Here is a 20536-nt window from a genome sequence, read left to right as displayed (position 1 = left end):
CCAGGAGCAGAAAATGAGTGGAGCATACTCTGAACTGAAAGAGCTGGTCAGCCTTCGTTTCCAGGCCAGGGATCTGGCAATCTTTCGACAGAATCATTCTCGCAGCCTGCTGGCGGGCAGTGGCTACTCGCCTTTCAAAGGCCGGGGCGTCAACTTTGAGGAAGTCCGGGCTTACCAGCCCGGTGATGATATTCGATCCATAGACTGGCGGGTTACCGCTCGCAGGATGAAGCCTCATACCAAACTGTTCCGAGAAGAGCGGGAGCGTCCGGTGCTGGTTCTGGTGGATCAGAGTCATTCCATGTTCTTTGGCAGTCAGCTGAACTTCAAATCTGTCACCGCCGCTGAAACAGGAGCCTTGCTTGCCTGGGCCACCCTTCAACACAGCGACCGTATTGGCGGTCTCATATTTGATGAGCAAAGCCTCAGCGAGATTCGTCCCAAACGTTCCAAGAAAACCCTGATGCATTTGCTCAACAAACTGGAGCATCACAATAAAAGCCTCAGTGCAGAAAGCATTCCTCATCAGCATCAGGACAATTATTTAAATAAAGCCCTCAGGCATGCCCGCAGGGTGGCTCACCCGGGTACTAATGTCTTTGTGATCAGCGATTTCCAACAACTGGATGAAGAGAGCTTTCGCCACCTGTCTCGACTGTCGAGGCATTGTGAACTGATGGCCATTCAAATCAGTGACCCTCTGGAATCGGAACTGCCAAGACCGGGTCGGTACGACATCACGAACGGCATGCACCGCAAAACTATCGACACCCGTTCAAGAGATCTTCGTCAGAAATACCGCTCCCAGCACCACCAGTTCCAGACTTCACTGAAAGATCAACTGGCCAGTCTCAGAGTCCCTCTGCTGGAACTCAGTACGGATCAGGACACAGGCAGCCAGCTACAAGCCTGCTATGGCTCCCGGGCAAATCCCAGGAGGACGGTATGACACAGAATCCTCTGGATCAGCTTCGACCCAACCATCTTCCGGACCCGGTCAGTTACTGGCCGCTGGCGCCCGGCTGGTGGATATCAGCCATTCTTATCATCACGGCGGTAACATTAATCACCCTGTTTGTGATTCGTTACATCCGCCGGAACCGCTATAGAAGACAGGCAAAGCATCAGGCCAATGAAATCTTCAGCGCCTTTCAAAAACACCAGAACGCCCTGCAGTTTGCCAATGACTGCAATCGCTTGCTGAAGCAAACGGCACTGCATGCCTATCCTGCCGAGCAGGTTGCCCCTCTTTACGGCAACTCCTGGCTGGACTTTCTCGCTCGCAAGAGCGGGATCAAGGAGTTCAGCGGGAAGTCCGGACAAGCTCTGGGTGAAAACCGTTTTAAACCAATGCCCATAGCGAAAGAACAACAAGAGGTCGATGTGGATCATCTCCATAAACTGACTGTCAGCTGGATCAGGAAACACCATGCTTGAGTTGCAATGGCCCTGGATGTTATTGGCCGCCCCCCTGCCCTGGCTGGTTTATCGTTTTGCCAGTCCGGCTACCCGCGCCTCGGGCGCAGCATTAAGAGTCCCGTTTTACCGGGGACTGGCTGACATTGCCGGTGAACATTCTGAACATCGGGAAACTCTGAAACGCTGGCAATCCCTCATGCCCTGGATCATCTGGCTGCTGCTGGTACTGGCCTCTTCAAGACCCGTCTGGCTGGGAGAACCGGTTCAGATTGAAGGATCAGGCAGAGACCTGATGATGGCCGTTGACCTCTCAGGCAGTATGGAAATCTATGACATGGAGTTGAACGGCGAGTCCGTTGACCGACTGGTGGTCACCAAACATGTTCTGACAGACTTTATTGAAAAGCGAAAAGGCGACCGATTGGGTCTGATTTTGTTTGGAACCCAAGCCTACCTTCAAGCCCCGCTAACTTTTGACCTGAAAACCATTGGCACATTGATGGATGAGTCAGAGATTCGCATGGCCGGTAATAAAACCGCCATTGGCGATGCACTGGGTCTGGCCGTCAAGCATCTACGCAAGCGTCCACAGGACAGCAGGGTTTTGATACTGCTGACCGATGGAGCCAATACAGCCGGTGAAATCACACCGATTCAGGCCGCCAAACTGGCAGCCCAGGAAAATATTCGTATCTATTCCATTGGATTGGGTGCTGAAGAAATGGTTCAACCGGGCCTGTTTGGTTCATCCATTGGCGCAAGAAGAATCAACCCTTCTGCCGACCTGGATGAAAAAACACTCAAAGAAATAGCAGAACTGACCGGCGGCCAGTACTTCCGGGCAAAAAATACCGAAGAACTGGAAAAGATATACGACGTGCTCGACAAGCTTGAACCGGTCAAACAGGAAGAGGAAAGTTTCAGACCCAGCATTACCCTTTTCTACTGGCCTCTGGCTCTGGCCCTGATCATCAGTCTGCTGGTGGCCACCCTGAGAGCCTTCCCTGAAACTGCAGTAAATCCAGCAGGGAGGAATCGTCAGTGAGTGAACTCATCAGTCAATTCCATTTCCTGCGCCCACTCTGGTTACTGGCCATTATTCCCTGCCTGATATTGCTGGCCATCCTGTGGCGACAGCAACAACAGACCGGCGACTGGAAAAGGGTTATCGCACCTGAATTGCTGCAGCACCTTTTACAGGGACGCAGTGAGAAACAAAGCAAATGGCCTTTATACCTGCTGATGGTTGGCTGGATTCTGGCGGTACTGGCCATGGCTGGCCCCGCCTGGCAAAAAGTACCTACGCCCGTAAACAAGAGCCTGCAACCCCTGGTCGTAGTCGTTGATATGTCATACAAAATGTATGCTGAAGACGTTAAGCCCAACCGACTTTCAAGGGTTCGCTACAAGCTGCTGGATCTCTTTAAAGAGCGAAAGGATGGACTGTCAGCTCTGGTCGCCTATGCAGGTTCTGCCCATATGGTTTCACCGCTGACTGACGATAACCGGACTCTGGCCAATCTGGTACCCGCTCTCAGCCCTCAGATTATGCCGGAACAAGGTGACAGCCCACTGAAAGGCCTTGAGCTTGCAGTACAGCTGCTTGAGCAAGGGGCTGGTGAAGCTGGAGACATTCTCCTGATTACGGATCAGATACCAGGTCGACAGCTGAATGACATTCGTTCGCTGTTGAAGAAAAAAGGCAGCCGTCTTTCCATTCTGGGCATTGGCAGTGAAAAAGGCGCCCCCATCAGCCTACCGGGCGGAGGCTTCCTGAAAGACAGCCAGGGCACCATCATTGTCCCCCAGAAAGCGCGCCAGCAACTGACCAGCCTGGCTCAATCAACAGGCGGTGTTTATTCAGACATGTCATTGGACGACAGTGATTTGAAATCAGTTTTGCCCAAGGCAGGGGTGAACGACAATACCGTGAAGGTTGAACGTCAATTCGATCAATGGCAGGACACCGGCTTCTGGTTGGTCCTGTTACTTCTGCCGCTAGCTCTGGCTGGCTTCAGAAAAGGTTGGTTAACGGTCATGCTGGTAGCAGTCTTACTGCCATCCCCCCATGCAGAAGCTTTTGAGTGGGACAGTCTCTGGAAAAACAGCAATCAGCGCGCCATGGAAGCTCTCAACAACCAACAAGCCGAACAGGCCGCAGAACAATTTGTCCGACCGGACTGGAAAGGGGAAGCCCTTTATCAGGCTGGCAAGTTTGAAGAAGCTGCCAGTGAATTTGGCCGCGCCAATACTGCTGATGGTTTTTATAATCAGGGTAACGCTTTGGCCAAAGCCGGAAAGCTGGATGAAGCCGTGGCCGCTTACGACAAGGCATTGAAACTGAACAGTAATATGGAAGATGCCAAGGCCAATAAAAAGCTGATTGAAGACCTGAAGAAGAAGCAGCAACAAGAACAACAGCAAAGCCAGAATAACGATCAACAGAATCAGCAACAAGACCAAAACAACCAGGGTCAGGGGCAACAGAATCAACAACAGGATGCCCAGAACCAGCAACAGAACTCTGGCGATTCGTCTGAAAATCAAAACCAATCCTCTCAGAACCCGCAAAATTCGGATCAGCAGAACCAGGAAGAGAATCCGTCGTCTCAATCCCGATCTTCTGAAAACCAGCAGGGAGAAGATCAGGATCAACAATCCGCTGCCCGTCAACAGCAGCAACAGAATCAGTCTGAAGCCAACCAGCAGCAACAGGCTCAGGCCGGAGACTCAGAAGAGCTGACTGATGAGCAACAGCAGGCCATGCGCTCTCTTGAAGAAGAACAAACTACCAGTCCCGATCAGCAGGCCATTGAGAACTGGCTGAAAACCATACCCGACGACCCGGGTGGTCTGTTAAGGCGTAAATTCCTTCATCAGCAACAGCAGAGAGAGCAGAGAAGACAACAGGAGCAGTCATGGTGAACGTTATTTTTTCCAAACTGAGTCGAATACTGGTCCTGCTGGCTGGTCTGATTCTTTCCAGCCAGGTTCTGGCCGCTCTCACTGCCACTGTTGATCGTACTCAACTGGCTGAGTACGAAACACTGGAACTGACTATCAGAACAGACAGTGATACCAGTGCCGCACCCGACCTGTCACCGCTGGAAAACGACTTTGACATTCTGGGTACCCGGCAGAGCCGCCAGATCAGAATCGTCAACGGGAACAGTGAATCCTGGCGAGACTGGATCGTTACCCTGTCTCCCAAAAAGTCAGGCCGCCTGCTGATTCCAAGCCTCACACTCGACAATATGACCTCCAAAGCCATCAGGCTTGAAGTTTCCAAAACGGCTAGCCAGCAAAATACAGCCGGTTCCGGAGGCATTGGTCCGGTCTTTATTCGCACAGAAGTGAGTAATGAAACCCCCTATGTTCAGGAAGAAGTCATCCTGACCCTGAAAATCTACTATCGAGTCCAACTTTACGACGATCGTCGACTGTCACCCTTGAATATTGATGGAGCCATTGCTCAACAGCTGGGTGAAACCAGGAGCTATGAAACCGTATTAGAGGGTACCCGCTATGGTGTCTTTGAACTCAATTTCTCCATTCACCCTCAGAAGCCGGGTATCATGGAGATTCCCGGTCTGACATTCTCGGCTTCTATGCCTGATCGCCGGGATACCTTTGGCAGTATCTTCTCAATGAGTGGCAAGCCCGTTGCAGCACGCTCTTCGGAAATCACTCTGAATGTTAAGCCTCAACCAGATAATTTCAGCGGCCCGGTCTGGTTACCGGCACGCAATCTGACCCTGACTGATGGCTGGAGCGCCCCTCTGGATCAGGTTAGAGTGGGTGATGCCATTACACGAACCATTGTCGTAGAAGCAGAAGGCTTGACCGGTGTCCAGCTGCCAGCCATCAATATGCCCAAACCCGCTGGCGTTAACACTTATCCCGACAAGTCGACAACAGATGATCACGCTTCTGACTCCGGTGTCATAGGCAGTCGTATAGAAGCCATTGCCCTGATTCCCACTCGCCCCGGGAAAATAGAATTGCCACCGGTACGCTATAAATGGTTCGATACCGACACCCAGACTGAAAAAGTCGCCGTGATACCGGCCAAAACCATTACCGTCCTGCCTTCTGAAAAAGGTGAAGTGGTTGCTTCTGCACCCACTATACCCACACTGAAAGAGGAAGAGCCCAAAGCACCTGTTTGCCCTCCCGCTCCCGAAAACACGGTCGTAACTTCAGGTTCTGGTTGGTTATGGCCTTCGGTATCCGCTGTTTTTGCATTGCTCTGGCTGCTGACACTGGGGGCCTTATGGCGATGCAAGAGGTCAGAAAATACCAGCATTGAACAGCCTTCAGAATCTTCAGCATCCTCAGGCTTTAACGAGAAGAAAGCCTGGCAGACGTTTGAGTCGGCCTGCAAAGCATCGGATTTAAACCAGATCCGTCAGAGCTTTATTCAGTGGACACAATCTCTGCGGGAAGACTCCTCCCTGGTCACAACGGACAAATGTCTTAGAAGCTTCAACAGCAAGGCATTAGGAGCGTTGTTCCAACAGCTGGAGTCCAGCCTCTATTCAGGGCAGAAGCAAAAGCTGGATACATCAGCCCTGATCAAGTTATGTGGTCAGCTGCGCAAGGATCATAAAGGTAAGTCTTCTGACACCGAAGACGGCCTGAACAGCCTTTATCCCGGTTAAGACTGAGGGGGTTCCCACCCAGGTGGGGCCCCTTTCACTCACACTTCTCTTTTGCTTTATCTGACTTCGGCACCAGCTGCAGATCCGGACATTCCTTCATGGCTTTTTGCCATTGATAATCGAAAGCATTCTTGTACATTTTCAGGGTTCTTTCTGGCCAGTCCTCCGCCTCATTTTCAAACATGATGTTCAGATCCCTGTCTGCCGTTACCTGAAAATCCCTGCTGGCCCCTTTTGCGGTTTCCAGAACACACTGAGCATCAAAACAGCCTATCGGGACGACATCAGTCACCTTTTCTTTAAGAAGTGCCGGAGCCAGCTCACCCTGAATGACTCCCTGAGCCGAATCCGGATCTTGAAGCTGAACCCTCTGATCAAATGCGCCCTTGGTGCTCTTAAGAAATATCTGGTACTGCTTGCTTTTCATCATTTCGAACAGTAAATCGGGAAGCGTCTCACCGCCTCCCCGCCAACGAACATCAATGAAGTGAACACTTTCGTTGTCTGCAAAATGATTGATCAATTTGATCTGCTCCTTAATCACGCGCTGCTTTTCACTGACCATAAAAACCCTGTCGTACTTAGGCTGCATGTCAATGACCAGAATCGCGACTTTTTTGCCTTCACTCAAAAGCTGTTCAATATAAGCGATGGAATCGTCGCCATTGGCCAGTGCAAGAGAAGAATAAAACTGAAGAATGATAAGCAAACCTGAGAGTCTGTTCATGGTAGTGCTACGTCTTAAAAACCTGAACACTATAGCCAAACAGATATCAGAAACGAAAAAACCGGCCACCCTCAATGAGAATGGCCGGTTTTCAAAAGAACCGAATGATCAGGCAGTGGTTAACTTACCTTCAGTTTCAGACTTTTTTTCGCTGGAACCCTCCAGATTCTCGGACTTGATAAAGAACCGAGCCAGAGCAGGCAGCAGCCAGATAGCGCCTATCATGTTCCAGATGAACATGAAGGTCAGCAGAATACCCATATCGGCCTGGAATTTCAGTGGCGAGAAGATCCAGGTACCGACACCAATCGCCAGAGTCATACCGGTAAAGGTCACCGCCTTACCCGTGATCTGAAGCGTCTTGTGGTAGGCTTCCTGCAGTGGCATACCCTGCTTGAGATAGCTTTCCAGACGACTGTAGATATAGATACCGTAATCGACACCAATACCCACACCCAGAGCGATAACCGGCAGCGTGGCTACTTTCACGCCAATGCCCAGATACGCCATCAGTGCCTGACAGAGAACCGAAGTCAGACCCAGTGGAATAACGATACAGAACACCGCCCTCAGGGAACGGAAGGTCAGCAGACACAGCACACTGACAACAAAGTAAACCCAGATCAGCATTTCCGCCTGAGCCTTGCCAATGACTTCGTTGGTCGCGGCTTCAATACCGGAGTTACCGGTAGCCAGCAGGAACTGCATGTCATCATTATTGTTGGCTTCAGCAAAGTCTTTGGTGGCTGCTACAACCCTCTCAAGCGTCTCAGCCTTGTGGTCATCCAGATACAATACAACCGGAGCCATTGAGCAGTCTGAGTTAAAGAGTTGAGTAGCATTGGAAACAGAGCTGTTCAGAACATAAGGGTTTCTGGACAGAGTCTGCCACTTGATGTTGCCTTCGTTCAGACCGGTGATTACACGCTTGGAAACAGTTACCAGGGAAATGGCTTTCTGCACCCCTTCAACGTTTTCCATTCTCCACATGTAGCGGTCAATGGCTTCCATTACAGGATAGGTTGAGCAGTTTTCCACACCGGTTGTCACCATCACCACAAACTGGTCGGCACTGGTGGAATAGTTACTGGTGAGGAACAGGTTATCCATGTTGTAGCGCGAGTCCGGATGGAACTCCGGAGCCCCCGGATCCAGGTCACCGATCTTCAGATCCTGAGCCTTGTAGATACCAAAACCAAAACCGAGAATCGCAATCACCACCGAAACTGGAACTACCTTGGGGTGAGCGAAGTTAGACAACAGACTCCAGATACCGCCTTCATCCTGCTGCTTGGCACGGATTCTGGCTACAGACTTCTCACTGGAACCGGCAAAGGACATCAATACTGGCAGCAGAACCAGGTTGGTCAAAATAATCGCAGCTACACCGATACTGGCAGTAATCGCCAGATCCTGAATCACCTGGATCTCAATAATCAGCAGGGTCAGGAAACCAATAGCGTCGGAAGCCAGAGCCACCATACCCGGAATATAAAGACTTCTGAATGCACGACGAGCAGCAGTCAGTTTGTCAGCACCAGCAGCAGCTTCAACCCCCACACTGTTGATGATCTGTACACCATGACTGACACCAATAGCGAAAATCAGGAACGGCACCAGTACCGAGTACAAGTCGAGACCGTACCCGAAAGTGGCCAGCAAACCGATCTGCCAGACAACCGCAACCAGAGAAGTAAACAGAGGCACCAGAGTACTGCGCAGGCAGCGTGAGTAAAGGAACAGCAGCACAGCGGTAATGGCTATTGCCATCACAAAGAACATAACAATGGCTTTCACACCGTCGAACAGATCACCAAACACCTTGGCAATACCGACAATATGAATGCTTACGCCCTGTTCATTATACTTTTCACGCAGTTCTTCCAGTTTGTCTGAAAGACCACGGTAGTCCAGCGCTTTGCCGGTTTCCGGATCACGTTCAAACAGGGGAGCACTGATGATACTGGAGCCAAAGTCATTGGCCACCAGCTGACCCACCTGACCGGAACGCAGAATATTCTGCCTCAGTTCCTCCAGGCTTGCCTGGGTACCATCATAAGTTTGCGGAATGACCGGGCCACCGTTAAAACCTTCTTCCGTCACCTGGGTCCAGCGAACACTGGGGGTCCAGAGTGACTTGAGTTTTGAACGGTCCACACCGGGCAGGAAGAACACCTCATCATTCAGGTTCTTGAGAACCTCCATGTATTCGGCGTCAAAGATATCCCCATTATTGTTGGAGACCGCAATCCGGATGGTGTTACCGGAACTGCCAGACTCCATATTATTCAACATGTTCTGAATATAGGGGTGTTTCAATGGGATCATTTTCTGGAAGCTGGCATCTACCCGCAACCCAGTGACCATTTTCCAACTGAGAAAAACCGTTGCCAGCAGGAATAGCAGGCAGATCAGCATTCTATTCTTGAAGATGAACCTTTCCAGAATAGGTTCTGTGCTGAAATGATTCGACGACATAAGCTACAGCCTCTGGTTTTTATTATTGTTCTTGTTCTGGATGGGTTGAAGTGCTTTTTTTCAGCACCTCACCGGTCGGGCTCATTCTGTGGATGCCACCCTGTCCGACTACGACAATGTTTCCGTCCGCGCCCGGAGCCAGGGCACTGAGAGATACCCTGTCACTGCGATTGACGGCACTCCACTGACCCGCCTTACCGGACACAAATGAACCGGAGGTTCCAACAAGAATACTTTTACCATTGCCCATCACGGCAGAACCGAACAGGGTCTCACCTGTTCCGGAGCTCATAGCCCGCCAGCTTTTACCCTGATCGGTGCTGCGAAAAACATTACCCCTCAAGCCATGAATCAGGACTTCTCCCTGACCTGCAGAAACGCCAAACAAGCTACCTTCATAGGGGCTTTCAAGGGTGTTCCATGTCCGTCCACTGTCGGGCGAATGAAACAGGATTCCGGCTTCTCCGGCAATGTAGACATTCCCATCCCCGTCTCCGGCAATGGCATTGTAATGAAACTCTTCTTCATTATTGATGCGATCACGGATGTCCACCCAATCCTTGCCACCGTTGCGGGTTTGCAGAATGGTGCCGTAAGCCCCCAGGGCAATACCGGTATTCACATCATCAAACCAGACATCCAGCAAAGGCGCCTCAAGACCGAGATCATCATATACCCGCTCCCAGCTTTCTCCACCGTCTGAAGTTTTCAGGATGATAGCGTCGTGACCGACCGCATAGCCGACTTTGTCAGAAGGGAAATAAACAGCGGTGAGCATCTGAATGGTAGGCACTTTGGCCTGATTCCAGCTTATACCGTTATCATCAGAGAAGAGTATGTGGCCACGGTCACCCACTGTGACCATGCGTGGAGATTCTGCTGCCCGGGTAACATCCAGCAACAGAGACTTGGAAGCCATATTGCTCATTTTGGCAAACTTGGGCTCTGTCGTTTTGGCATCCGCTGCCTGACTGACTGCTGCCAGCATCAGGCCTGCGGCCATCACACAATGCTGAACAGCCTGCAACGCGGGACTTCTTTTTCCTGTTTGGACATTCGGTGATTGCTCACCCTTCCTTTCGGAAAACTGTCCGTTCCAATCCTTGTGTAACTTCGTCTTACGTCCAGGGTACAAAGACATGCAGCTCCCCTCAGTCATTCTTATTATTTGTTGAAAAAGTGTCTCGGGCTGAGGTCCTGACCATCAGGGCAGGCCATTAGACGACACTTTTTTATCAGGGCTGATTTATTATTTGTCTTAGCTCAAGGCTGTTTTAGTCTTAGCTCAAGGCTTTTTCCGACTTGTAGTTTGCTAGCGATTATAAACAGACTGTGAAAGCCTCGCCAAACCTTTCCCATTGGCAAATTGCAAAATCGTCCGTTAAGACTACAAAAAATGTCGAATCATCCCACTATAAAAGAAAAACAGCCTGAAAAAGGAACATTTTCCAGGCTGTTTTTTTGGATGACAGATTTTTAACGACGCCCGCGCCGCCTTAAGGCAGAAGGCTTAAAATAATTCTTGGGAGGAACTGCACGCTCAAAATCAATATACGACGCTTCTTCGTTAGCAAGTCCCTGAACATGATAGCGCCTGGCCTGAAGATCGTGAAAAACATCCAGCCCGGTCCAGACTGTAGGTCGGTCATAATAGTTAATCAGATAAGCCATGCTGACCCGCCACAGGTTACCCCTGCTGTCATATTGATCCAGTACTGCCGCGCCCCAGCTGTCCTCATCCAGATAGAGCACCCGCTTGGAATACACATGCCTTGAGCCGGGTTTTAAAGTCCCTTCAACCTCCCAGACACGATGCAACTCATAGCGCGTATGCTCGGGATTTATATGCCCTTGCTTGAGAATGTCTTCGTACTTCAGCTTGGGACTGATCAGCTTATAATTATGGTAAGGGATGTAGATCTCCTTCTTACCCTTCAAAACCCAGTTGTAGCGATTGGGAGCACCGTTATAAATATCCGTATCGTCTGCTGTTCTCAAACCGTCCGACGCGGCTATAGGTGTATCATAAGAAAGGTTTGGGGCTCGTCTTACCCTTCGTTGACCGGCGTTGTAGCCCCAGGCCTGCCTGGGCTGCTTGATCTGGTTCAGAGTTTCATAAACCAGCACAGCACCACCAGCCAGTCGTGCCGGCGATTTGGTAAACGACAGATAATAGAAAATGATGTTATCGAGGCTTTTCTCTGAGCCACCCGGCAGGTTGTAGTTCAATACAGCTTCCTGCTGAGAAGTCACCAGTGAATAGGCACCACTTCTTTGTACCGCTACTTCAGAGGCTCTTCTGACAACGTATTCACCGCGATAGCGAACGATGTGATTCCAGATGGCTTCCAGACCATTCTGTGGGATAGGAAAAGGATAAGCATCGTAGGCCCCTTTGAAACCATTACCACCATCAAGAAGCTCTGCTTTCGTAGCAGCCGCACGAGTATTGTAATAAATACGTTCGGGCTGCTTTGCCGTACGACGTGTTTTATAAACCGGCATCTTGAAAGTATCAGGATAAGTCTTGAACAAGGCTATCTGACCGTCCGTTAGATGATCCTTGTACTTTTCCATGTTGCTCTTATCAATGACAAACAGAGGCTTGTCATCGGGAAAAGGATTGATGTAGTGCATGCCCGGCTTGAAGGCCTTGGGAATTTCACTGTCTTTTATCCCTCCGGTCCAGTCAGGAATCGTGCCTTCCTTATTGCCCGCCTTTTCAGCCCCAATGGGTGTCAGATCCTTACCCAGTCTTTGTGCAGACTGTTGAGAAACTGCAGCCAGAGCAGTAGCAGGCAGGGTGAGTAACAACCAGCAGGCAGCCAGTGCAAAGGTTTTATTATTGTTCATTATGAGCATCCCTATCCCGTTCAGAATGAGTACTTCATATTGAATGCGACATTATCTCTGTCGTTAATGGCGTTGGTTCGCTCCGAACCATAAAAGGTGGTGTAAGCCAGCCCCGCCTCAAAAGCATTCAGGTACAGACCTTTAACGCCCAGCGTGAGCGCTTTCCTGCCAGCCAGAAAATTACCGGTCCGTCGTGAATTCCCACTGACATCATGCTTGTAAATGGCATAAGGATTCAGATTGATACCGGCAAAGACATCGTTCAACTCTCCAGAGAGAACCGCCGTGAAACCCCAGCTGAATTTGTCCAGACGGTCACGAGCCGGTGTGTAGTCATCCGCAAAAGAAGCCCCATAAGCACCGGATGCGGTAGAGACATACCTGTCTTCATCATCCAGATCCTGAATGTATTCAAAGGAGGGTTCGAGAATACCGTAAAGTCCGTCAAAGCCGAGTCGAGGGCCAAAGTTTTCAACAAACACCAGTGATCCGGTCCAGAGCTTTATTTCCTTGAAATTATTGTAAGCCCCTGTGCTCAGACAGTACTCCAGATCGGGACTGGCCTGAGAGAAATTGGTGAAACAGTCGGCCCCTGCCAGAATGGCGGGAAGATTATCTTTAAACCCATCCACCAGATCATCAGGATGATCGATCCACATGGGTGCATTGGGTCGATAGGCCAGCTCACCCGCTACCGACGTGCTGCCAAAAGCACTGTTAAAACTGATGCCGTACATCTGGATATCTTCAGGAAACACCCGGGTTGCCCTGAGACTGTTCGACAACACATGAGCACCTGCCAGACTGCCGATCACCGCCTGCTTGGTCTGACCCGTTTGAGCGGCAATACCGGTGTAATAACCATCCAGCGCCGCTGCCAGTTGAGCATTCCCCGCTCCAGTGACTGCCGCCAGAGCGGATTGTGCAGCACCCTGATCCATACTGGCTTCTATAAAGGGAACATGAGAGTTGTAGTTAACAAAGTAGAAACCAAATTCAGTGTCATTCAGCTCTTCAGCAAAGTATTTAAAGTTAAAACCCCACTGACCATCATCACTGGCGTCTTTCTTTCCTGAGGTATCCGCGACCACAATATAATCGCCGTGTACATTAATACCTGTGGTTTGATAGAAGTCGCCAAAGACCTGCCCCAGAGTCAAAGAACCCACCCCGGAAGGGGTTACACCCCAGGTGCCATCAATCAACTTCAAACCCGGGGTCACTTCGTTGTACCCCTTGGTGCCACCATCCACAAAAAGATCATTGGTGCTGAAATAGGTGCCCCTACCAGGCAGGACCGACTCTTCCCACTGGAACTGGTAATAAGCGGACATGGAGAGGTTGTCGGTGATGCCCAGGCTGAACGAGATGGCGTTTTGGGGAATCAAAAGATCTTTCACTTCCGAGCCTGGCAACACATAAGAAGCTGCATCCAGAGCATTAATGGTATTGATACCATCGCGGTAGAACAGACCTTCTCCCCAGTTCATAACCTGTTTGCCGAACCGGACATCCAGAGGCATATCGCCAATATCCCAGGCCCCGTAGAAATAAGCGTCCTGAATTTCAGCGTCGTGACCCTGCCCGTCTTTTACATCATTCGCCCAGTCATTACCGTAGGGGTAGGTGCCTGTCTGGTCAGGGTACCCGGCAGCCAGAGCATCACGATTGGCACTGTTCCAGTCATTATGGTTATCCATCATGACCGTGTCGTAAAAGGCTGTACCGCGGATAAACACCCCGTACTGTTCCTGCCAGTCAATCTCCAGATCAGCTGAGATCTTGATGACCTGGGAAACCAGACCTTTATCAAAAGCCCGGTTACCGTCATTAAGATTGACGTCATCATGGTTGGGTGTGCTACTGCCCCGGTAACGGGTGTTGTCCCGCCCTTCTACCCGCCACATGGCACCGTAGGAAACAGTAGTGTCCAGGGCTCCGGTAATATTGCCATCTTCCGAAGCAAACTCGGCGGCCCGGGCAGAGGTGGATAAAGCTAGAGAGAAAGTGGCTGCAAGTGCAAAGCCTGAGCGCCAGGCCGCGAGCCGCAGTGAATGAGGTTGGGTAATCGCCATAGCTGGAAGACTCCCTGTCGGTGCTGGTTTTTATTATTTTGACTTCCCGCCGTCACACTCCCTGACCGCGTACAAACGCCCCCTGAAACTTCTTATATTAATGTTGTGATTTTCCTACCTTCCAACAGAAAGACCGGAAAATCAACTTTTCCGGCCTTGATAGATTCAGTTAGATGACAGAAAGAGGATTATGAGTGATTCATTCTGAACCAGCTTCTTTCAACCACAGAGATAGAAACAGCCAGAAACAGGATATCCTTAACCAGAAAGAAGTTACTGACCAGAATGCCGTCGGAAACTTTCCAGGTATTGGGTGTGGTGATCAGAAAGCTGAGCGTAGCCAGGAAAATCAATGCGGCGGCTATGCCAGAGTAAAAGCCGACTTTGGGACTTTTTAACCCGATAATCAAACCGGCAGCCACAATAATTTCTACAGCTCCAATAATGCCAGACACGGCTTGCACTGATAAAACATCGTACAACCAACCCATCGCAAAGTGATTAGCGACCAAAGGCTCTATCAGCTTGGCTTCTGTAGGAGTGAACTTATAAATCCCAATCCAGAGCAGTACTAATACGGTTCCAAACAGGCCCAGGTGATAACCTATAGACGACTCTCTTTTCTCAACGCTGCTACTCATATCTTAAAATCCAAACAACTTAACAAGGTAAAAAATAAATTAGCTATATACTGCAGATACCTGCCTGACCAACATATACGCCCTGGCATAAATTTCGGATTCAAATGATTCTGTAATTGTATACTGCGGACAAAGTCACAGAGAAAAACGACTCATTCTTTTTGAACGTCACAAGTTATTGATGCTCACAGCAGATAAGGTGATGGACTTAAAAACCCACCAAAGAAATGCTATAAAACGGCTATAACAAGAATAATAAAAGGGTCTCCTGCATGTTTTTGAGTGCAAGAGTGGCGATAGCGAAACCGGGCAGATTTTATACGCTCTGTTCCTTCTTACTGCTCCTTTGCCTGGGCATCAGCCTGTCCATGACAAACAACGAAGTCCTGTTCGACAGTCACGCTGATTACTCCGTTTATCGTTGCTCTACCAACGGGGACTCATCTCTCAGCACCCTTAAAGTCCTCACTATCACCTCTGCCGGTACCAAAAAACTGACCGACACTCTCTGCAGCTCACCGACTATTGCGGCCCAATACAGTAATGTGGAAACGTCATGGCAACCAAGGGGTTTACTGTCTTCAAAAGACCTGTTGGCAGAACAGTTTGATCTGTTGTGGAGTCGTGAATATCGTCTTCTGGGGCTGCTGCCTGATCTATACGACTATTACACACTGCTGGTTCACACCCCCAAATATGATGTTTACTGGATGAGCCTGAAAGACAAGCCGGAAAGAACCCAAACCTACTTTTCCAATAAAACCCTCGGCCTGCTGGATGACAGCCAAAGCCGATCAGGGTTTATGCTGCCTCTGAATGATCTGCGCAAAGCTTCCATTATCGTCTCGGACGAACAGAAACGTTTCTACCCCAGCAGATCGGCACTTTACAAAGCCCTGAGCACTGGCGAGGTGGATGTTATCAGTGGCATATCGGGTTTGGAGGACAAAGGCATTTCACCGGAAAATCGCCTGCTGATTGCCAGCAACGCGTCCACCGGCAGCTGGTTCATAAAATCTTCACTGCTGAACTCCAACATTCACTGTGAGTTGATGCTTTCAGTAAAAGGAATGATCTCAGACTTTCATCCTTTAAAAACATCGTCAGACGAGTTCAGTCAGTGTGGGTAGTATGAGTAAGTTAACGCGTTTCAGCCTTGCCTGGCTCTTCCTGTCATTGATACTTCTGGCCATTGGACTGGTGTCGGCTTTTTCTTCCATCACCTCCCAGGTTGAATCCCTGCTGGTTGAAACATTGCCTGCAAAGGTGTCCCAGTCACTGAAAAACAGAATCAGTGGAGATGCACTGGATACGGCCCTGATCCGCACAATCGATAACGACCTCTCCACTTTAGTTATCGGCACCGATTCTTCAAGATCACTCTCATTAACCAGTTTTCAAAGTTGCATTGCCTATGTTCAGCAGTATAAGGGTTATGTCACGGGAAATTCAGAAATGGGTTTACACCGTCTGATTGATATATTCATTCCGGATGAGGCTGAAGCGATCACGGTCAGCCTTTCCTGCCAGCTGTCCCCCGTTTATATGCTGTCTCAGGTAACCCTGGCATTTATTTTTGTCTGTCTGATCACAGCACTGCCACTGCCATCCAGGAACAGCCGGTTTATATGGTTTGAAAAGTTACAGGAGTCAGGAACAGAGAGCGAACAGGCCTGGCAGGCGTCCGGAAGGATTGACCGTTTAAACGACAGTCAGCGCTTTATATTCGACAAGCTGCAAACCAACACCACTTTGCCTTTACCAGAAATACTGGAATTGACCTTTGATGATCGTATGACGGAACTGAAGCCTGAGCAGTTGCCATGGTTTGAACTGGGGCTTAAACATTCATCCAACGACATTGAAAAGGCATTCTCTATAGCCTGCTCCGAAGCACATATGTTTTTTGATGTATCCACTCACAGTGTCATCATTCATGGTGTTCAGATCAAACTCCCCAGCACCCCCTTCTTTTATTATTACTGGTATGCCAGTCTGCTGAACCATCACACTGGCTGGTATATCAATCCAGCTATTAACCGCCCAGACCTTGAGCAGGGACAAAGGCTTGCTGAAATCATCAGTGCTGGCTCCGGTCATGGCAAGGCAATCAATGACTTGAAAAACAAAGGTCTGAGAGCCAAAACCCTCGACCAGAACAGAAACAAAATTAAAGAAGAAATCACTCGGGTTCTGGGCAGTGAGCTGGCAGAACTTTATCTTTTTGTCTGTGAACGTGACCCAAAAACCATGAGGTTTAAGTACCGATTACAGATCAATCCTGACAAAATCACTTTTTCAGAGACAATCTAACCAACTGATATATATAGTTTTTATTTTTATAGATATCTCCAAAAGCTCACCTCCCCCCTTTACTGGCATCAATTCGATAAGCTGAATCTTCCTCGTGGTCATTAACCACTGACTCCCTAAATCAAGGAAGTACAAAAGCTATGACAACAATAAAAAAAGCAAGACAACTTCTATTGACCGGTGCACTGGGTTGCAGCCTGTTTGCAAGCCAGGCCAGTGCCCTGAACATCGTCCTGACGAACGACGATGGTTGGGAAACCCCAAACATTACCGTTATGGCCCAGAAGCTCAGAGAAGCAGGGCATCAGGTTATTCTTTCCGCCCCGTGCACGGGCCAGAGTGGCAAAGGGGGAGCCATGACCTTCCTGCGTGGTGTTGTGATTGACAAGAGTAAAGCTGATCAGGATGAGTACTGCGTGGGGGATACGGATACCAGCAAAGCGCACGAAGATTATGTTGAAGGCACGCCGGTTATGGCAGCGCTTCACGGTATTGATGTGCTGGCTCAGAAGAAATGGGGCAGCCTTCCAGACCTGGTAATTTCTGGCCCAAATGAAGGCAATAACCTGGGTTACATGAATAACAACTCAGGCACACTCGGTGCGGCGATGATCTCTATCATCAGAGGAGTTCCAGCTATAGCCGTTTCAGCAGGTCGCGGCTCTACTCAGGAAGGGTCTGCACAAGCAGCCATTGCTGACATTGTGCTCAACCTGATTGCAAAGCTGGAAAGCAGGAAGGGTTACAGCAACAAACTGCTTCCTCCTTTTATGGGGCTCAACGTCAATATTCCCGATAACCTGGATGACAAAGGCTACAAATTTACCAATGTCGGTTGGAATCCGGGTGAAGCGAATGTGGTTTTCCGTGAAGACCTGTCCCAGGATCCGGTAGCCATTCAATATGTTGCCGGAGGCATTGCTGCCAGAGGCGTACCTTTTGAACAGGCAAAAATCATGGCCCTACAAATGCTGACCGGTCAGCCCGGATTATCTTTTGACACCAGTGGCTACCCTCTTGATACCCATGAAAGATCGGAAGGTGTAGCGCTGGCCAACGGATACATTACCATCAGTACCATTGATGCCCATATTCAGGCAGGCATTGCCAAAAAAGCCCTTACCAGGGCAAAGCTGGGTCCACTGCAGTAACAGATTAATCACCAATCTGTCTCTCTGGCTATCGCTGAAAGCTTTTAGATAAGCGACAGTGACAGCCAGAGAGATTAATCACTCAGTATTCGCCCACATTAAGTCAACTATCAAACCTATAAGAATATCCCTGCAAGAATGGTCATAAGAAGTAACGACACACTGTATGTCACGACATTGGCTGACGAATATTGCTGACCTGTTACCTCTGTTGGATCAGGGGGCTCAGACGTAGGAAAAGTCCCGAAATCTGCAGTCACCTCAGAACCCTGGGTGGATCCAAGTTCAGTTAATAAGCGGAATGCCCGGAAACTGTCATAAACAGCTCTGGATCCCATAGGCTGATCGGATCGTTTTCTCCGCACAGGCGGAACGGTGGCAGCCTCAGGCACAGCATGTGAAGTGACGCAATCAAGAGGACCCATCCCCAAACTAATCTGCAAAGTGCCAAGGTATCGAACACTATCAATCAAGCAATTGCCCAGGTGAGAGTCTATCTGATTACTTGTGACATTTGTTGTTATGAAATTATCGTAAAAGCTGTGAGCCAGGTATTCCCAATGCCCCCCCAGATGATTGTCGCTGAATTCAAGATTATTATTTTTACAGTAGTCATCAATATCCCTGCAACTGGTGAAATAGGAGTAATCGCTTCCACTGGGAATATCCAGGTAGTATTCACTGACCCAACAATAGTCGGTGGGATTACAAGATGAACACTGTGACGCTACCGATTGAATATCCTCGTGATTACAGAAACCCCGGTAACTCTCATCAAGAATCTTGTACTCATCGTGGGTGTCAATCAGTACAGGTCTGCTCTGGTTTCTCTCAAAACCCGTCAAAGACGACTGATGAACAGTGAGACTTGAATAATAAGAATAAAAAATCCAGGTGCGCTCATAAGGAGTCATTTCAGTCCCATCGATGAAGGACATATTGGATTCAAAACCGTTGATCATAGATCCAGTATCGGTATCCTGCTTCAGACTGGATTGGGAGAAATGTAAATAAGAGTAATCGAGGTACACCAGTCCGTATTCAACAAAGCCAGAGCTCTCAGAAGCTTCTGCTGATGAACTGCCCCTGGTGGTCATAATATTGCCCGCTCGAATAAAAGCTACGTTCCTGCCAATCAACCTGGCTTTGTAAAGAATAATGCTGGACTGCTGGCCATGCGTCTGAGAGCCATCCAGAGTCAGGTTGTAAAGCTCAAGCTGGGTTTCAGAAAGTTTGATCGGAGCATCACCTTCATTGCCATCTTCTATCGTGTTTGCGGTTCCACCTTGGAGTTGAATAATAACCTCACTGCGACTATCGGACCCCAAACCCAATCCACACAAACCAATTCGGGGAGCCATAATTCTGCTTTGGTGAGACCTCTTAGAGCGACTTCCTATCGCTCTCTTTTTTCTCGAAGAAGTGGCAACTGCATGATCAGAAATATAATTCTGGATCACATAGTCACTGCCAGGAGGTAACAGGTATAACACCCCTCCTGCTTCCGAGTTTGAATTCCATGGAAGAGCCGGACAATCTACCCACCGACAGTCTTCTTTGGACAACTGCACCCAGTTCTCCGAGTTCTGTTCACTGATCGCCTTGATCACAGGAACCAGTTGCTCAGGAGAGGTGATCTCAACGATGGAAGAGTAAGAACTCCCCTGGCAGTTTGTTCGGGCAAATTGCAGTAAATCCGCTGCAGGTGTCAGATTCACACCTTCAACAGGTGTTGATGTTGTGAATTCAGGTGTTGGGGTGGGAGTTGACGAAACAAAAGGAGTCGTGGGAGTACCAGGAGCCCTTGTTGTGGGTGCAATATCGGCTGAAGGAGTTGAGGTGCTTTCTAGTGTACTAGGGAACCTGCGAATAACCTCTAATTTACTTCCCTTCTTGAATCGAGTTCGAAGTAGGACTGAAATCAGAGGTCTCAACCCCTTATTTGTATGATATTTAGCCACTTTCGTGACTTCAGGGCGGACTAACCCTGTGCCCGGATCATTTGATCCAGTCGAACAATATTCGCCAGGGCAAATAAAGTAGACAGTTTATTGTCATTCTTCTTCAAACCTCGATACCTGGCTTTTATAAATCCAAATTGACACTTMATGATTCTGAAGGGGTGTTCGACTGCTGCTCTCAGACTGGCCTTGGTAAATTCCAGTTTGATGGGCACCTTATTTTTTCGGGGATGCTTCTTCAGCTCTTTCACGATGCT

16 protein-coding genes are annotated in these 20536 nt (G+C 49.2%); 8 read left to right on the top strand and 8 right to left on the bottom strand.

Annotation, left to right across the window (positions count from 1 at the left end; translation table 11 throughout):
* The first annotated feature begins 13 nt into the window (after positions 1–13).
* The 5 genes from WG89_RS22745 to WG89_RS22725 are packed head-to-tail and all read left to right on the top strand — an operon-like array spanning position 14 to position 6080.
* Positions 14–949 carry a DUF58 domain-containing protein gene (locus tag WG89_RS22745; RefSeq protein ID WP_062270003.1) on the top strand — a complete coding sequence of 312 codons (936 nt, stop codon included), beginning with the start codon at positions 14–16 and terminating at the stop codon, positions 947–949.
* Positions 946–1437, top strand: coding sequence for a DUF4381 domain-containing protein (locus WG89_RS22740; RefSeq protein WP_062270002.1), 492 nt, complete (start codon positions 946–948; stop codon positions 1435–1437). The genes WG89_RS22745 and WG89_RS22740 overlap by 4 nt, the downstream gene beginning before the upstream one ends.
* Positions 1430–2464: a vWA domain-containing protein gene (locus WG89_RS22735; RefSeq protein WP_062270001.1), complete on the top strand. Its 1035-nt coding sequence runs from the start codon at positions 1430–1432 to the stop codon at positions 2462–2464. Before WG89_RS22740 ends, WG89_RS22735 begins: the two co-directional genes overlap by 8 nt.
* Complete coding sequence (locus WG89_RS22730) at positions 2461–4344, top strand: vWA domain-containing protein (RefSeq protein WP_062270000.1); 1884 nt, start codon at positions 2461–2463, stop codon at positions 4342–4344. Before WG89_RS22735 ends, WG89_RS22730 begins: the two co-directional genes overlap by 4 nt.
* Positions 4338–6080 (top strand): BatD family protein, encoded by a 1743-nt coding sequence (locus WG89_RS22725; protein WP_062269999.1) that lies wholly within the window; start codon positions 4338–4340, stop codon positions 6078–6080. Before WG89_RS22730 ends, WG89_RS22725 begins: the two co-directional genes overlap by 7 nt.
* A gap of 34 nt (positions 6081–6114) precedes the next feature.
* Here the strand turns inward: WG89_RS22725 and WG89_RS22720 are convergent, their stop codons facing one another.
* From WG89_RS22720 to WG89_RS22695, 6 genes are all read right to left on the bottom strand, one after another.
* Positions 6115–6807, bottom strand: a complete 693-nt coding sequence (locus tag WG89_RS22720) for a cysteine hydrolase family protein (protein ID WP_062269998.1) — start codon at positions 6805–6807, stop codon at positions 6115–6117.
* Between the two features lie 108 nt (positions 6808–6915).
* The gene (locus WG89_RS22715; protein ID WP_062269997.1) at positions 6916–9285 is read right to left on the bottom strand and encodes an efflux RND transporter permease subunit; all 2370 of its coding nucleotides are present in this window, start codon (positions 9283–9285) and stop codon (positions 6916–6918) included.
* Positions 9286–9307: 22 nt separating this feature from the next.
* Entirely contained in the window at positions 9308–10426 is a 1119-nt protein-coding gene (locus WG89_RS22710; protein WP_172806897.1) for a WD40/YVTN/BNR-like repeat-containing protein, read from the bottom strand.
* A 335-nt stretch (positions 10427–10761) separates the two neighbouring features.
* Positions 10762–12138, bottom strand: a complete 1377-nt coding sequence (locus WG89_RS22705) for a DUF1329 domain-containing protein (RefSeq protein ID WP_062270018.1) — start codon at positions 12136–12138, stop codon at positions 10762–10764.
* A 20-nt stretch (positions 12139–12158) separates the two neighbouring features.
* The gene (locus WG89_RS22700; protein ID WP_062269995.1) at positions 12159–14213 is read right to left on the bottom strand and encodes a DUF1302 domain-containing protein; all 2055 of its coding nucleotides are present in this window, start codon (positions 14211–14213) and stop codon (positions 12159–12161) included.
* Between the two features lie 188 nt (positions 14214–14401).
* Positions 14402–14854, bottom strand: a complete 453-nt coding sequence (locus WG89_RS22695; RefSeq protein WP_062269994.1) for a DUF417 family protein — start codon at positions 14852–14854, stop codon at positions 14402–14404.
* A 368-nt stretch (positions 14855–15222) separates the two neighbouring features.
* Here WG89_RS22695 and WG89_RS22690 point away from each other — a divergent pair, with 368 nt between their 5' ends.
* The 3 genes from WG89_RS22690 to WG89_RS22680 all read left to right on the top strand — a co-directional run bounded on the left by WG89_RS22690 (position 15223) and on the right by WG89_RS22680 (position 18318).
* Positions 15223–15984, top strand: coding sequence for a hypothetical protein (locus WG89_RS22690; RefSeq protein ID WP_153301766.1), 762 nt, complete (start codon positions 15223–15225; stop codon positions 15982–15984).
* Between the two features lies 1 nt (position 15985).
* Positions 15986–17167 carry a hypothetical protein gene (locus WG89_RS22685; protein ID WP_062269992.1) on the top strand — a complete coding sequence of 394 codons (1182 nt, stop codon included), beginning with the start codon at positions 15986–15988 and terminating at the stop codon, positions 17165–17167.
* A 140-nt stretch (positions 17168–17307) separates the two neighbouring features.
* Positions 17308–18318 (top strand): 5'/3'-nucleotidase SurE, encoded by a 1011-nt coding sequence (locus WG89_RS22680; RefSeq protein ID WP_153301765.1) that lies wholly within the window; start codon positions 17308–17310, stop codon positions 18316–18318.
* Positions 18319–18434: 116 nt separating this feature from the next.
* On the opposite strand, the gene WG89_RS22675 is transcribed toward WG89_RS22680, so the two are convergent.
* Together WG89_RS22675 and WG89_RS31320 are read right to left on the bottom strand one after the other, a co-directional pair.
* Positions 18435–20036, bottom strand: a complete 1602-nt coding sequence (locus tag WG89_RS22675) for a hypothetical protein (protein ID WP_062269991.1) — start codon at positions 20034–20036, stop codon at positions 18435–18437.
* 263 nt (positions 20037–20299) lie between these two features.
* A partial coding sequence (locus WG89_RS31320) for a transposase (RefSeq protein WP_342669272.1) occupies positions 20300–20536 on the bottom strand: 237 nt, incomplete at its 5' end.

This window comes from Endozoicomonas arenosclerae, from assembly GCF_001562015.1.
GTDB lineage: Bacteria > Pseudomonadota > Gammaproteobacteria > Pseudomonadales > Endozoicomonadaceae > Endozoicomonas_A > Endozoicomonas_A arenosclerae.
Note: the sequence above shows the minus strand (reverse complement) of the source record. Positions and strands in the feature narration are given on the sequence as shown.